At 58.2% G+C, this 14227-nt stretch carries 13 protein-coding genes and 1 tRNA gene; 3 read left to right on the plus strand and 11 right to left on the minus strand.

The features are described 5' to 3' along the window. Nucleotides 1-6 precede the first annotated feature (6 nt). The 5 genes from K5845_RS02970 to K5845_RS02990 form a co-directional block, all read right to left on the minus strand. Nucleotides 7-2442, minus strand: a complete 2436-nt coding sequence (locus K5845_RS02970; protein ID WP_152024959.1) for an ATP-binding protein — start codon at nucleotides 2440-2442, stop codon at nucleotides 7-9. Nucleotides 2443-2604: 162 nt separating this feature from the next. Next, nucleotides 2605-2835, minus strand: a complete 231-nt coding sequence (locus tag K5845_RS02975) for a Trm112 family protein (RefSeq protein ID WP_046477301.1) — start codon at nucleotides 2833-2835, stop codon at nucleotides 2605-2607. A 29-nt stretch (nucleotides 2836-2864) separates the two neighbouring features. After that, the gene (locus tag K5845_RS02980; protein ID WP_046477300.1) at nucleotides 2865-3545 is read right to left on the minus strand and encodes an LON peptidase substrate-binding domain-containing protein; all 681 of its coding nucleotides are present in this window, start codon (nucleotides 3543-3545) and stop codon (nucleotides 2865-2867) included. Between the two features lie 51 nt (nucleotides 3546-3596). Then, on the minus strand, nucleotides 3597-4514 hold the full coding sequence (gene trxA / locus K5845_RS02985; protein WP_046480015.1) for a thioredoxin: 918 nt from the start codon (nucleotides 4512-4514) through the stop codon (nucleotides 3597-3599). Between the two features lie 96 nt (nucleotides 4515-4610). Beyond that, nucleotides 4611-5135: a prolyl-tRNA synthetase associated domain-containing protein gene (locus K5845_RS02990; RefSeq protein WP_046477299.1), complete on the minus strand. Its 525-nt coding sequence runs from the start codon at nucleotides 5133-5135 to the stop codon at nucleotides 4611-4613. Nucleotides 5136-5304: 169 nt separating this feature from the next. On the opposite strand from K5845_RS02990, the gene K5845_RS02995 reads away from it, so the two are divergent. Together K5845_RS02995 and K5845_RS03000 are read left to right on the plus strand one after the other, a co-directional pair. Beyond that, nucleotides 5305-5379: transfer RNA gene (locus K5845_RS02995), tRNA-Gly, on the plus strand. A 140-nt stretch (nucleotides 5380-5519) separates the two neighbouring features. After that, on the plus strand, nucleotides 5520-5951 hold the full coding sequence (locus tag K5845_RS03000; protein ID WP_090226950.1) for an SAM-dependent methyltransferase: 432 nt from the start codon (nucleotides 5520-5522) through the stop codon (nucleotides 5949-5951). A 9-nt stretch (nucleotides 5952-5960) separates the two neighbouring features. Here K5845_RS03000 and K5845_RS03005 read toward each other — a convergent pair whose 3' ends face one another. After that, nucleotides 5961-6872 carry a ParA family protein gene (locus K5845_RS03005; RefSeq protein WP_287958368.1) on the minus strand — a complete coding sequence of 304 codons (912 nt, stop codon included), beginning with the start codon at nucleotides 6870-6872 and terminating at the stop codon, nucleotides 5961-5963. Nucleotides 6873-7363: 491 nt separating this feature from the next. Between K5845_RS03005 and pqqA the strand changes: the two genes are divergently transcribed. Continuing rightward, entirely contained in the window at nucleotides 7364-7453 is a 90-nt protein-coding gene (gene pqqA, locus K5845_RS03010) for a pyrroloquinoline quinone precursor peptide PqqA (protein WP_046477297.1), read from the plus strand. 75 nt (nucleotides 7454-7528) lie between these two features. Here pqqA and K5845_RS03015 read toward each other — a convergent pair whose 3' ends face one another. The 5 genes from K5845_RS03015 to htpX form a co-directional block, all read right to left on the minus strand. Then, entirely contained in the window at nucleotides 7529-8062 is a 534-nt protein-coding gene (locus K5845_RS03015) for a GNAT family N-acetyltransferase (protein WP_052743723.1), read from the minus strand. 33 nt (nucleotides 8063-8095) lie between these two features. Beyond that, a complete protein-coding gene (gene purH / locus K5845_RS03020; protein ID WP_287958369.1) occupies nucleotides 8096-9688 on the minus strand; it encodes a bifunctional phosphoribosylaminoimidazolecarboxamide formyltransferase/IMP cyclohydrolase in 1593 nt (530 codons plus the stop codon). A 95-nt stretch (nucleotides 9689-9783) separates the two neighbouring features. Next, on the minus strand, nucleotides 9784-11565 hold the full coding sequence (locus tag K5845_RS03025; protein WP_046477295.1) for a heparinase II/III family protein: 1782 nt from the start codon (nucleotides 11563-11565) through the stop codon (nucleotides 9784-9786). A gap of 164 nt (nucleotides 11566-11729) precedes the next feature. Then, nucleotides 11730-13184, minus strand: coding sequence for an RsmB/NOP family class I SAM-dependent RNA methyltransferase (locus K5845_RS03030; protein WP_287958370.1), 1455 nt, complete (start codon nucleotides 13182-13184; stop codon nucleotides 11730-11732). A gap of 5 nt (nucleotides 13185-13189) precedes the next feature. Continuing rightward, a complete protein-coding gene (gene htpX / locus K5845_RS03035; protein WP_046480011.1) occupies nucleotides 13190-14164 on the minus strand; it encodes a zinc metalloprotease HtpX in 975 nt (324 codons plus the stop codon). Nucleotides 14165-14227: the final 63 nt, after the last annotated feature.

A 14227-nucleotide genomic window follows, 5' to 3' on the forward strand; every position in this document is an offset into this window, starting at 1 on the left:
CTTGCCCTATTTGCCGGCGAGCCGAACCGATTCGTTCCGTCCGGCTTCATGCCAGTCGTCAAGCACACGCTGAAGCGTACCGATCAATGCATCGGGCTCAAATGGCTTGGCCAAATAGTCGTCGAAACCAGCCTCCAGACATCTCCGGCGATCTTCCGTGAAGGCGTGAGCCGTCAACGCAATTATGGGAGGGCTGCGTAAATTCGTGTTGCCCGCTGCCCCCGAAAACAGGGCGTGGATGCGGCTGGTCGCTTCATCGCCGTCCATGCCGGGCATAAAGAGATCCATCAAGATAACATCGGGGACCGCAGTATTCGCGGCCAGCGCGTCGGCGATATATTCAACTGCCTTCGCGCCGTCGGATACGCTCGCAACCTCAAATCCGGCCTTCTCAAGTACGCGCGTGGCGACAAGTTGATTGATTTCGTTGTCTTCTGCGAGAAGCACAAACGGTGGGCTATCGACGGCCGCTTTCCCCTTCTCACGTTCACGGGATTGGTCCGAATTTGGATGATCGTGCGTTTGCTCGAGAACCGACAAATTCTGATCCCATCCGGCCCCCGGCGTCACAAGTTGCCGAAGGACCGCTTCCGGGCGCACAGGCCGGATCAGATACGCATCGAAACCGACGTTGCGATAGTTCGCAAAATCTGAACGGCTCATGGCATCGATAAGGACGAGCCCTTTCGCGTCGGCAGCACATTCGCGCGCTGTAGTAAGGATTTTTGCTGCATGCTCGGGTACGCGGTTCGCGTCAACGACAACGCGCGTAAATGGTGCATTCGCCGACTGGGCAGATCTGATCGCGTCGCATGCTTCGTCGAAATCGCTCTCCAAAACTGAGACACTGTAATAGCGCAGGAGATTGGCGAGCGCGCCGCGCTCCAACCTTTTATCGAAAGCGAGGAGCACTTTCCCCTCGTAACTCGTGACAGATTTAGCGGAAGCCCACGTGCGCTGCGTTTTCATCGTGGAAACCGGAAGGGACAGGTCCACGATAAAGCTCGTTCCGTAGCCCGGTGCCGTTTCCACGCGGATATCACCGCCCATCGCTCTTGCGAGGCGCTTTGAAATTGCCAATCCAAGACCTGTTCCGCCGCTTCCGCGCTGACGCGCGGCATCAGCCTGCTCGAATTCCTGGAACAAAGCCGCAAGGTCTCGCGGCGACAGGCCAATGCCGGTATCGCGAACTTCTATGCTGAAGCTAAAACTGGGCGTTGCCTCCGACGGTGGCGCGGACGGCTCAGGGCCTCGCTTCACAACCGAAATGATCACGCCGCCCGTGTCGGTGAATTTGACGGCATTCGAAATCAGATTGAGCAGAATCTGCCGAATGCGGATCTCATCGCCAATGACATCACCTGCCAGGTCCGGGTCCATGGTCCAGGCGAGTTCGATATTCTTTTCGAATGCTCGCGGCGCCATCAGCTCGACGCTGCTCTGAACGCAATCAGCAAGATTGAAGGGACTCTTGTCGATCACCAGCTTGCCGGCTTCGATCTTCGAAAAGTCGAGGATCTCATCGATCAGCGCCATAAGCGTGCGCGCAGACCGACTGATTGCGGCCGTGTAAGTGCGCTGCTCAGGTGTTTGTTCCGTGTCCGAGAGGAGGTTTGCCATGCCGAGTATACCGTTCATCGGCGTTCGGATTTCATGGCTCATGGCTGCGAGGAAGCGTGATTTTGCCCGGTTGGCAGCCTCTGCCTGGTCGCGTGCCTCGTAGAGCTCCTCGGCCGTCTTGCGCTCCTCGGTTACGTCGCGCCCCACCAACTGAACTTCGCGCACACCCGACTCGTCAGGGGGAAGTTCGTGGCGTTCCCACGCGATCCAGCGTGGGCCTTCGAGGGTTGCGAGACATTGCATCAGGTGCGGAGTGCGACCGTCAGTCGAGGTGGCGGAATCGGTTTCCAATACCGTTGGCGTAAAGACCTTACCGAATGCATCTCTGGGCTCGAGTCCGAAAAGCCGAAAGAAGGATTTGTTGGCGAAGGTCAAGCGCTCCTCGGCATCCCGACGCAGGATGATATCGTCCTGGGCATCAAGGAGATCCCGATAGCGCGCGTGATTTTCCGACAGTTCCCAGCGCAGATCGTACATGCGCTCGATGTTGTTCAGCGGATCATCCAGAGGATGTTCGGCCTGGGCGCTGCGATCCACGGCGGGTTCTGCTCGCCCACGAAGCAAAAGCATCAGAGCGATCAGGCTTGCGCCCAACATGATCAGAATTTGATAATCTGTAAAAACGGCGGGTGCGAGCACGGCGCCAGCAAGCATAAGCGCAAGGCCGAGAACATTAACATATCGGTCGTAACGGCTAAGGAATTGGACAATCTCGGTTGGCTTGCGCCTCGTCTGCCCGCCAGGTGTTTGCCTGCGCGCCAGCGGATCGAGCACATTCAGCTCAACCCAATTCCGAAGTTCCTCCAGTCCCCACCGCTTCACGACTCATGCCTTACGCAACACACACACGCTGCGGACAGACAATCATATCGTGTTCAATAAAATCTGAAGCACTATGGTTAACGGTTTAATTCCGGGCACTTTGTTCCCGCATCCCTGCGGTCAGCGGAATTCAAACCAAGAGCTTTTGGGAGCCCTTGAGGGTCACTCGTCATCCAGATGACGCGCTGCTTCGAGCGTCATCAGTGGAATTCCGCTCTTAATGGGAAAAGCCAGTTTTGCGGCCTTACTCACCAGCTCGTGACGCTTCGGGTCATAAACGAGGGGCTTTTTGGTCAGCGGACACACGAGAAGCTCTAGCAGCTTCGGATCGGGGATTTCTGCCTCCGAAGCCGGTTTATCCTGCCGATTGCTCTCGCCTTTCACGTCTGTCATGGCGGGCTCAGTCCTCAAGGACACTTAACTTACTGTAGGGTACCGCCGTCTGCGCCGCCAGAAGCGAGCTCCATTTCCGCTAAGGCAACCAGCACATCAGCGCGCGACTTCAAATCGGCGGCCTCAAGAAGTGCTTGCTTCTCCTCTGGGCCATAGGGGCTCATGACGGATAGAGCATTGATCAACACTTCGTTGGACGCGCGCAAGATAGCACTCCAATCAGCTTTAAGGCTGTTGGCATCCAAATAACTACGAAGAACGCGGAGAAGGTTTTCGCGATCAACCTCCTCTTCTCCAAGGCCAGCCTGGAAGTCATCAGCGTATCGGTTGTAGTTGACCTGCATGATCCGGTACGGCGTATCCGAATGCACTTCGTTTTCCACATCGAAGCGCGCCACACCGGTCAACGTGATGACGTAGCGGCCATCGTCAAGCTCTTGGTACGTGGTTATCCGGCCTACGCAGCCAACCGCACGCAGATCGCAGCTTTTGTCGGAAGGGCTCTCCTCTTCCTGCACGCCGCCATCCGGTTGAATGATCCCGATAACGCGGTTTCCACTCATGGCGGCTTCGACCATGGCGAGATAGCGCGGTTCAAAGACATTCAATGGGAGCGTTGCGCGGGGCAGCAGAATAGCTCCACGCAGCGGGAAAACCGGAATCTGCGGCGGCAGATCTGCAGGCCGTCGATACAGGTCGGTCATTGCCAAGGGCGGTATCCTTGTGATTGGCGATGCGACGCACGCTTCGCGGCAGGCCAATTATGAGAACAACAGTGAAGACAAACGACGCCGACCCGCCATTGTCGCAGGGTCTTTAGGGCCCCAAGCCTCGAAAAACTCAACGAGCTGCTTGCGGGCCGCGTCTTCGTTCCAGCCGCGGTTGCGTGCGATGATTTCAAGTAAATGATCGACTGCAGCCGTCTTGTCGCCCGAAGCGGCCAAGGCGACAGCTAGGTCGAATCGCGCCTCATGATCCGTGGGGTCGCTGGCGACGCGGGCTTCCAGCTCTGCGGGCGGGCCGGAGCTTCCCGCCTTCTTGACCAGCGCTAATGCTGCAAGAACGGATTGCACGGCAGGGTCTTCGCGTTGATCAGGCGGCACAAGTTCAATGGTCTGTTCCGCGCGGGTGCTGTCACCGCTTTTCAAATAGCATTGAGAGAGACCTGCAAGCGCGGGCGCATTATGTTGATCCGCACGAAGAATTTCAGCATAGATTCCGGCCGCCCCTTGCAGATCCCCTGCATCGAAGGCCTGCTGCGCAGCTTCCAAAACAGCGGCAACATCGTCTTCGGCTTCGTCTGTAAGCAGGCGGTCAACGAATGCGCGCACCGTGCTTTCCGGCTGCACACCCATGAAACCATCAAGGGGGCGGCCATCGCGGAATGCATAAACGGTTGGCAGGGACTGGATGCGCAGCTGTCCGGCAAGGGCCGCGTTCTCATCCGTATTGACTTTTACCAGGCGCACCTTGCCGCCGTAGCTGCGCACGACCTTTTCCAGCACCGGTGCAAGCTGCTTACAAGGTCCGCACCACGGAGCCCAGAAATCGACAATCACAGGCACGTGCTGCGAGGCTTCGATAACGTCCTTGCCGAATTGGGCGGTCGTGGTGTCCATCACGACATCGGCCGCGTTCGTAGGATCGCCTGCCGCGTCTTTGCCCGAACCGAATAGCATTGTTGTGTTCTCCTTTGGACCGATCACCCAGATCGGCCAATATTCATTCATCCCCGGAAGCGACGGGATGAACGGAAATCCCGTGTAAAATTCAGTCTACTCAACAGTAGACGTCAGATCCGTGACGCTTGGCGTATGTCCGCATGCGCGAATGAACCGCAAAAGGTCCTCTCGCGCAATGCTTGTTGTCGCTGTGTTCTCCAACGGATGACAATTGATCGTATCGAATTCCATGAGCGCCTGATCGATTACAACGCTGACGCGCCCCGTTGGATCATTAATCAAAGCAAATGCCGTAACCGAGCCCGGGGACACGCCCAGAACAGTCTTCATGAGGTCGGCCTTGCCAAAACTGAAGCGGGCCGCACCCAGACGCTTATGCAACGACTTGAGGTCAATACCAGTTTGCGCATGGGCAATTATCAAGAACAATCGTCCCTTGGCGTCTTTAAGAAACAAATTCTTAGTATGGCCACCAGCGATGTCGCGCTCCAACGCCTCACTTTCAGCAACGGTGAAGACGGCTGGGTGTTCGATCGTCTGGACGCGAATATCGAGTTCAGCCAACCGATTGAATAACTCTTGGCGGGTGGCGGGCGGGCTCGCAGCGTCAATAGTCATGGTGGGGCAGGGTTTCCGTTCCAAGCGTGTGTCTAAGGGCGTAAAAACGGGACGAAGGCCCACGTTATCCGCCTATCGATATGGACGCGCGCAGACACTATTGCAATCGTTCGGCACTTGCGTCATAAGACGGGGCTCGCACCGATCACTCGGTGCGTGGCCCAGGATTGCGGATGTAGCTCAGGGGTAGAGCATCACCTTGCCAAGGTGAGGGTCGCGCGTTCGAATCGCGTCATCCGCTCCAATTTCTCTCATTAGATTCAAATATATATATTGCCTCTATGCGGCAGTGGCTGCGCGCGACGATCGCGCCTTGCCTCTCCATGATTTATTGTGCGCATTCGGGGGCACCCCGATTATTGGGTTTCTTTGCCGGAAAGTTGGATGGCGAACGATCTATCAGCGCGCCTTGCAGCAGTTCTGAACGCTTTGCCGCTGCGTGAGGGCCTTCGCGTGCTGGAAATCGGCTGCGGCCCCGGGGCGTTGGCCCGCGCGATTGCTATGCGTATCGGGGATGGACACGTTCTCGCTATAGACCGGTCCGCAAAGGCGATCGAGCAAGCCAAGTCGGCTTCACAAGCGGAACTCTCAAGCGGCCGCCTCACATTGCGTCAAGCCGCGATTGAAGACTTCGAATTGCACGCTCATGAGGCGCCCTACGACATAGCGGTTGCCATTCGCGTCGGAGCCTTAGATGGCCGGCATCCCGAATTGGAACGTCGTGCCTTGCGCCGCGTAGCCGACGCGCTCACGTCGCGAGGACAGCTGTATATCGATAGTGGCAATCCATTGCGGGAGGTTCGGCTTCGCGACTGAGTTACCCCATCAACCCGCGGGGTGCGCTTCAGCTTCGGACGTCGCCTCGCTACGGACGGGCTCGGGCGACGGCGGGGCTGCCAAGGGCCGGTTGGCCGCTTCGAGGCGCACTAGAACCTCCCGGGACAGCGTTTTGATTGCTTGGCCGACCTGCCCTGGATATTTGGCTCCATAGGAGCGCTGCTGCGGCTGGAAACGAGCCGCATCCTGAAGCGCGTTCACGCGCGGAATTGACGATTCGAAACAACGATTTTCCGGATTTGACCGGAGCCAGTTCACATATTCCGTGTCCACAGGCGACGCGAGATCGCGCATGTTAACGAGGACACCAAGATTTTCAGCAAATCCCATTTCCGGATTGAGCGACTTAAACCGGCGGAAAACTTCGAGACCGCACACCGACACATAATCGGCTTTCGTGGGAGAGAGGTGGAAATCAGCTTCGCGCAGCCAGCTTTCGGTCAAGACCGAGAGACCGGGCGGGCAGTCGATCAGGATAATGTCGAAAACGGGCCGGACCTTACGAAGCACATCAGCGATTGTGTTGCGCAAGCTGGCATGCAGGGACTCCTTGGAGACCTCGCGCTCAAATAGCGTGAGTTGCATGTCGCTCGGTATCAAATAGACGGATCGGGCATCGTCGACGTCAGAAACATTACGGACAACAAAGTCCGCCCATTCGATTTGATTTTCGCGCAGGACCGTCGCGACCAGATAATCGACAATTGTAAGTCCATCACGCTGCAAGCCGAACAGATCGGTCACCGTCATCAGCATGCTGGAGACAGACGCTTGAGCATCACTGTCGATTACGAGAACATTCTTGCCGTGCTCTGACGATAGCGTTTCGGCTAGTGCGGCAACGATCGTTGATTTACCGACCCCACCCTTGGTGTTCATCACCGCAATCGTATTACGCATTACCCAGATCGCCCCTTTGCGTATTTCCGTACCCGGCCGCTTGCCCGGCAATTTTCGAAAATGAACTCACGCCCCGCATATGATCTACAGGCCGCCCGGCGCGAAGGCCAGACGCAGCGCCAAATTCGCAAATCGCTCCCTCTTTGGGTTTGCTTGGGGAATATGGCGGTCTCGGGGAGATAAGCCTTCGAAAGCCCAACAATTGGCCAATTTTGTCGGTTCGCGGCCGCTATCGTTACCGGGACATGCTGACATACGGTTAACCGCCCTCACGCGGTTTTAAGGCCGGCAATCCGAGACACGAGAAAGGCTGCAAAAAAAGCCAACTAAACCGAACGAAATAACATAACATATCTTATGGAATAACGTTACGCCGATTAGCCTGCCTTATAATACGCGAGCTAAAATACGATTGGTTGCGGCGGATGTGTTGAACTATATGTCTGTTCGGGATTTGCTACGGCACTCCCGAAACATTGGAGGAATTTATAATGAAGATCTGGAACAAGCCGCAGGTTCGCGAGCAGGAAGTTGGTCTTGAAGTCACCAGCTATCTGCCGGCTGAAATCGACGTTATCTAAGGTTTTCAGTTTATCCCATCCTGATGGTTGGGATGAAGACATTGCGGCGACCGCAAGAGCGGTCGCCGTTTTGTTTTAGTGGGCCGACGTTCGTTGCGGCCGGTGGCGAACCATCAACCAGGACGCCCCAAAGATCGGATCATTCCAGACCTGCACCCAGGCAAAGCCAGCGCTTTCATAAGCGCGGACCGCATGTTCATTTCGCACAGAGACAAACACACACAGCGCGACCGACAGCGTCGTCGAGAAAACTTCATCGGCGAGCAGGTCGAGCGCAGTGCCACCTATGCCGCGCCCTCGATGTTCGGGTGCCGCCACGAACACTTCCACATCCCAAGCGCCGGGTGGCAGCCCGTCCGGAAGCGTCTCCCCCCAAAACGTCGCGTCAATGGCGTGCGTATAGCCGATGGGCTGGCCGTCGATTTCGATGATACGTGCAAGTGCTGACGGTGTTTCAAACACGAGGCGGATTTCAGCCTGAGCCGCGGACTGGCTCCCCCACCACTCCGCGACTTGAGGCATCTTGAGCCACGACTGGATCAACGGCCAATCAGCCTGCGTGGCGGGACGCAGGCGAACGGTTGGGCCTTCTTGTTCGCGCCTCGACATCTGTTCAACATGCGCCGATCGCGCCTTGGTAAGCTAGTGGCGGAAGTGCCGGATCCCCGTAAATACCATTGCCAGATTACGCGCGTCAGCGGCTGCGATCACTTCCTCATCCCGCATCGATCCGCCGGGTTGGATAACGGCGGTCGCCCCAGCATCTGCGGCGGCAATCAAGCCGTCCGCGAAGGGGAAAAATGCATCGGAGGCAACGACCGAACCGCGTGTCAGAGGCTCTGCGATTTCAGCGGTTTTAGCGGCTTCACCAGCCTTCCAAGCCGCAATACGCGTCGAATCCACGCGGCTCATCTGGCCGGCACCGATGCCGACGGTTGCGCCCTGACGGGCGTAAACGATGGCATTTGATTTGACGTGCTTCGCCACTTTGAATGCAAAGCGCATGTCGGCGAACTCAGCTTCGGTGGGCTGACGTTTCGTCACCACCTTGAGGTCGAAATCCTCCACGACGGCGTCGTCCCGCGATTGCACGAGCAATCCGCCGGCCAGCGACCGGACCAGCAAGCCCGGGGCACGCGGATCAGGAAGCATATTGGTTGTGAGAAGACGCAGGTTCTTCTTGGCCGCAAAAATTTCACGGGCAGCGTCGCTGGCTCCGGGGGCAATAACGACTTCCGTAAAGATCTGCGTCATGGCTTCGGCCGCTTCGGCATCAATCTCGCCATTCAAAGCAATGATGCCGCCAAACGCACTGACCGGATCGCAACGCAATGCCTTCTCATAGGCGTCCTTCAACGTCGCGCCGGTGGCAACGCCGCAAGGGTTGGCGTGCTTTATGATCGCCACGGCAGCCGTTTTCGACGGGTCGAATTCCGCGACCAACTCGAAGGCTGCGTCTGTGTCGTTGAGATTGTTATAGGACAGTTCCTTGCCCTGATGCTGATGCGCCGTCGCGACGCCGGCGCGCGAAGGGGCCATGTGATAAAAGGCTGCGGTCTGGTGTGGGTTCTCGCCATAGCGCAGCGGCTGAGCCAGGCGGCCGCCGAAACTGCGCCAGGTCGGAACATCCTCCTTAACCACCTCAGCAAACCACCGGCTTATCGCGGCATCGTAGGCTGCGGTGCGGGCATAAGCCTTCGCGGCAAGCCTCCGGCGCAGCTCAATAGTCGTGCCACTCGCGTTGGCGCGCATCTCTGCGAGCACACGTTCATAATCATCAGGATCGACGACCACGGCGACGCCATCGAAATTCTTAGCTGCGGCGCGGATCATTGCCGGCCCGCCAATATCGATATTCTCTATGGACGTATCGAAATCCGCTCCAGAAGCGATGGTTGCCTCGAACGGGTAGAGGGACACCACGAGGAGATCGATGGGCTCGATCCCATGCTGCTTGGCTGAGTTTTGATGTTCAGCGCTGTCCCTTATGGCCAACAGGCCGCCATGTACAGCGGGATGCAGGGTCTTGACCCGACCATCCATCATTTCGGGAAACCCGGTCAGCTCGGCGACATCGCGAACCGGCAATCCAGCGGCGGCCAGCGCCGCGGCTGTGCCACCCGTCGAAACGATCTCGACGCCCGCGGCCGCAAGCGCTTCCGCAAACGGCACAAGCCCGCTCTTATCGGAAACCGAAATGAGAGCGCGCGTAATCCGCCGGATGCTGTCGGTCATTATCTGCCTCTTGTTTTTGATCTTCGTGGCCGGGGCCGACGCAATGCGGGCCCGTTTGGCTCACGCCGTTAGCACGATACCGGCCGGAAGCGAAATCAGCGTTTCGACTCACTCTCATTGCTTGTCGTGACAGCCGGGAGCGGTGGCGGGCTCTGCGGTGCATTGACCTTGTCGTCCGCTACGAGTTGCCATTCGACTTCGCTGCCCCCGTTCGTTGACCCACGAACGACGATCTGCAGGGAGCTTGTCGGGCCGGCCGAATCCGCAAAGTGCACGCTTTCTTCGACGCTGACATCTCCACCATACGCCGAGAAGCGCCAGATCGATCGGTCTGGCAATTCAATCGCGACCGTTCCCGTCTTGTTGGCCGACTGGGCTACGACGATTTCCGGGTGCAGGTGGAAATGGATTGAGAAGGGTATATCGCGATTGAGCCGCACGACTTTTTTCGGCCCCGATATACGGTCAATGCCGCTCAGGCAGCGGCCATCGGCCGAAAGCGTTAGTTGGCGATGATGAATGAGGCCAAAACGACGGACATACCCATCATGGCTGGCGGAAATGCTGGCATCAAGGCCTGTCGCATCGCTTAGCGAATGTGTGACGTTGTCGGGATAGCGGATCGGTGGCGCACCCGCCAATTCTTCCAAGAACGGATGGCGCACCATCTTCGATGAAGATTTCTCGCCGAGACATAGCGTGTTGTGACTGACCGTGGCACGGGCACGATGCAGCCATTCTCCGTCCGCGGAGCCTGGTGCACCGCCGTTGGCCAGAACCATCTGGCGGCCCACGCTCAATTCGAAAGACAGGCTCCCTGCGTGTGCTATTCCCGCATATTCGAGCGGCGGTGGACCGCCGACGTCCGCGACGAGGATCGCGGCTTCTCGCGATATTCGCGCGTACCTCGATGGTCCCGCGCTCATAGTCTGAGCTTGGCCGCCCAGATCATCATAAGCGAGAACTGTTGCGAGGTGGGCCGGGGCTGGAACACTCACACCATTGAAGCGCGCCAAACAACCATCCCCCATGCGCATGTACCGAAGCATCGTGAGCATTCGGTGGATGGCGCTCGTCACCTCGGCTGGCGGTTTGCGGCCCCGCGCGACGAAGCACTGACTGAGCGGCAACAGATCGAGCATCAAATCAATAAGCAGGGCCGGATTACGGCTGACGTGGCCACCGTCTTCCAAGATCTGACGTGAAAGCTCCCCAGCGAGTTTGGCTTCCGCATCACGCAGTTGGCGTTCGTGTCCTGCTATCGACAGGTCAGCCAAGACAATGGCGATCAACGTCAGCAATCTCGGCGAACCTACTGGCGCCATGCGCCATGTCGCAGAGAGACGGACTAATTGATAACCGAGGCTCTCGGCCACAATATCGAAGGTTTTTGGGTCAGCGTCTTCCAGCAAGAGGCTGGCATGCGTAATCCAGGAAATCATACGGCGCGCGATGACTGCCGGCTCCCAAGCCACTCCGGATGAATGATGATGGCGCGTCGCCCAATCGACGGCGAGTTTACGCGCGACATCCCGTGCTTCCGGCTCCTCGGCGGCATCGAGATGGCGTAGCCAGCCGAAACCATGCAGTTCCCTATTCCATGCGAGATTCTGCGCTTTCAGGTCGAACGGCGAGCGGCCATCGAGTGTTGCCAAAGACCCCGCTAGGCCGAACTGGCCAACCTGAATTTCATGAAAAAAGCTCGGATCGGCGGTATGGAGATCCTGCGGAACAATGAGCAACTGATCCGCGACGTTGGAGCCATAACGCCAGCGCAGAGCGGGAGAATAGAGGGCGCGCGCCAGCATACGGCGCCGGGCACGTCCCGCTGCCAGCTTAGACACGCGATATTGCTCGGACAGGCTTAATCGCGCCATGTCGTTCCCCGAAACTCCCACGCTCCAGATTGGCATGAATGCAAATCTGGCTCCCGCTACATTATATCAGATCGCAGCACTTCCATGGCGGGCGCTACGATGTGCACAAATGGATGTGCGGTTTTTGCCCGCAGCCCTAAAGCCACTTCCGCTGAAGTTTTCCGTCAGAGCCGACGCAAGCGGGCCGCAAAGAAGCCATCCATGCCCCTTGGAACGGAGACGCCGTCTCCCTCTGCAACGATCGTTGGCGTGAAGGCCGGGAGCGTTCGTAAATACCCTTCAGGAGTGATCCAGCTCGCTTCGATCCCAGCCAGTCCGGGTTCAATCGGCATTACCTCAAATTCCGGGTGGGATACGAGAAAAGCAGACATCTGCTGTTCGCCCTCTTCGGGCTCGAGCGAGCACGTGCAATAGACAAGGCAGCCTCCAGGCCGAACGAGGTTCACGGCATTTTCCAGCAAGCTTGCCTGAATTGTCGCGAGACGTGCGACATCGGATTCCCGTTTCAAATGAATGATGTCGGGATGGCGGCGAATTGTGCCGGTTGCCGTACAGGGTGCATCGAGCAAAACGGCGTCGAACTGACGTGCGGGGTTCCACGTCGCGATATCTGCCTCAACGAGTTCTGCGGAGAGCCCGAGCCGGTCCAGGTTTGCTGCGAGGCGTTGGAGCCGATCGGCCGAAATCTCAACGGCGGTGACGCGGGCCCCTGTGGCAGCGAGCAGCGCCGTCTTACCGCCGGGTGCCGCACAGAGATCGGCAACTTCGGCGGCAGGTCCGACGGTCAAGCTTGCTAAGCGAGCCGGTAACGCAGCGGCAGCATCCTGTACCCACCAGTCACCCGAAGCAAAGCCTTCCAAATCTTCAATGCGTCCGCCAGGAACAAGGCGCACCGTGTCTGTGGCCAACGCTGCACCGTTTAGCCGCTCCGCCCACTGCGGTGGAGCGGACTTCACGCTGAGATCGAGCGCAGCCTCCTGTAAGGAGGCTTCTGCGATGTCTTGGGCCGTCGCTTCACCGTAGTTTTTGACCCATCGGAGCCACATCCAATCTGGAAGGGTCTCACGTATGGTTTCACGATCAGAAGAGACGGATACACCGTCGCGAACCAGCCCTCTCAGCACCGCGTTCACGAGCTTGTCCAGGTGGCTGCCCGCGCGCGCGTAGCGCGTCTGATCAACCGCAAGACTGATAACCGCGTGTGGTGGGATCGCCAGCCGGCATAACTGCGCAGCAGCCGTCAAAAGTATCGCTCCAATCCGGGCGTATCGCGCCGATAACGGCTTGTCCAAACGGCTATCAAGCCTTGCTTGCAAGGGACGCGCATAGCGTAGCGTCGTCGCCGCGATCTGCCGTGCTAAGCCGCGATCGCGCGCTTCCAGATCTGCGTAACGCGGTGCGGCAAAGGCCGCGGTCAGAGCCTCGTCAAAAGCGCGGTTCTGAGTGAGGACGGCGACGACCAGATCGACAGCCAACTCTCTTGCTACAAGGCCGGGAGGTGTATTCTTCCCGGTGGATTTTGGCACGCCTATCCGCTGATCCGCTTTTGCGACGGGGCCCGACGTCGCCGGCCGCCGCTTACCGCGCCGGGGATTTGCTTTCGATTGCTTTTGGTTCACCCGGTTCAGCCCCAAGGTCCGCGGCCGCCATCGGTGTCGCGCGCAGTGCGTGACCATGGCCCTCCCGGCTGTCGCGCCGGTTCTTCCGTATAGGCGGGGGCCGAAGACGACTGCGTGATGTTCATCTCGCGTGCCAAGGCTTCAAGCGCGGCGATGCGATTGCCAGTCGCTGGATGGGTGGAGAACCAATTGTCGACGCCACGACCGTTGAGCGGGTTGATGATGAACATGTGCGCGGTCGCTGGAGCATGTTCGGCCTCTTCGTTGACCGTACCACGTGCATAGCGCTCGATCTTACCCAGCGCGGACGCCAACCACAGAGGATTGCCACAGATCATGGCGCCCATCCGGTCGGCTTGATACTCGCGTGAACGGCTGATCGCCATTTGAACAAGCATCGCTGCAAAGGGCGCCAAAAGTGCCGCACCGAGCACGCCGATCCAACCGAGTGGGCTGGATCTGTTTTCATCGCTGCCACCGCCGAACATGGCGCTAAACTGAAGGTACTGAGCCAGCATGGAGATGGCGCCGCCGATGGTGGCGGCAATCGTCATGGTCAACGTATCCCGGTTTTTGATGTGCGCGAGTTCGTGTGCAATGACGCCCGCCAGCTCTTCACGTGAACTGATATCGAGCAGCCCGGTAGAAGCAGCGACCGCTGAGTGATGCGGATCGCGCCCCGTGGCAAACGCGTTGGGCTGCGGAGACGGAAGAATATAGACTTTCGGCATGGGCAAATCGGCATTAGCCGCCAAACCTTGCACCAAGCGGTAGTATTCCGGAGCATTGGCCTCGGAGACCTCCTGAGCCTGATACATCCGAAGCACCATTTTGTCGGAGTTCCAGAAACTGAATCCGTTCATGACCAGGGCCACAATAAACGCGATGACCATGCCGGTGCTGCCTCCGATCAGGTAGCCCATCATGACGAATATTGCAGTCAGGAACGCCAGAAGCATGGCTGTCTTGACGTAGTTCATCGGCATTCAGATCACTCCACAACGGTCAATAGCGCCGGTCGTATATTACGCTACCGGCATAGA

The organism is Filomicrobium sp., assembly GCF_025698805.1.
Lineage (GTDB): Bacteria > Pseudomonadota > Alphaproteobacteria > Rhizobiales > Hyphomicrobiaceae > Filomicrobium > Filomicrobium insigne.

Coding starts and splice junctions, on each gene's coding strand:
- K5845_RS02990 (WP_046477299.1), bottom strand. CDS start 5,135: ATGACTATTGACGCTGCGAGCCCGCCCGCCACCCGCCAAGAGTTATTC.
- K5845_RS02975 (WP_046477301.1), bottom strand. CDS start 2,835: ATGACAGACGTGAAAGGCGAGAGCAATCGGCAGGATAAACCGGCTTCG.
- purH (WP_287958369.1), bottom strand. CDS start 9,688: ATGACCGACAGCATCCGGCGGATTACGCGCGCTCTCATTTCGGTTTCC.
- trxA (WP_046480015.1), bottom strand. CDS start 4,514: ATGCTATTCGGTTCGGGCAAAGACGCGGCAGGCGATCCTACGAACGCG.
- pqqA (WP_046477297.1), top strand. CDS start 7,364: ATGAAGATCTGGAACAAGCCGCAGGTTCGCGAGCAGGAAGTTGGTCTT.
- K5845_RS03005 (WP_287958368.1), bottom strand. CDS start 6,872: ATGCGTAATACGATTGCGGTGATGAACACCAAGGGTGGGGTCGGTAAA.
- K5845_RS03000 (WP_090226950.1), top strand. CDS start 5,520: ATGGCGAACGATCTATCAGCGCGCCTTGCAGCAGTTCTGAACGCTTTG.
- htpX (WP_046480011.1), bottom strand. CDS start 14,164: ATGAACTACGTCAAGACAGCCATGCTTCTGGCGTTCCTGACTGCAATA.
- K5845_RS03015 (WP_052743723.1), bottom strand. CDS start 8,062: ATGTCGAGGCGCGAACAAGAAGGCCCAACCGTTCGCCTGCGTCCCGCC.
- K5845_RS03025 (WP_046477295.1), bottom strand. CDS start 11,565: ATGGCGCGATTAAGCCTGTCCGAGCAATATCGCGTGTCTAAGCTGGCA.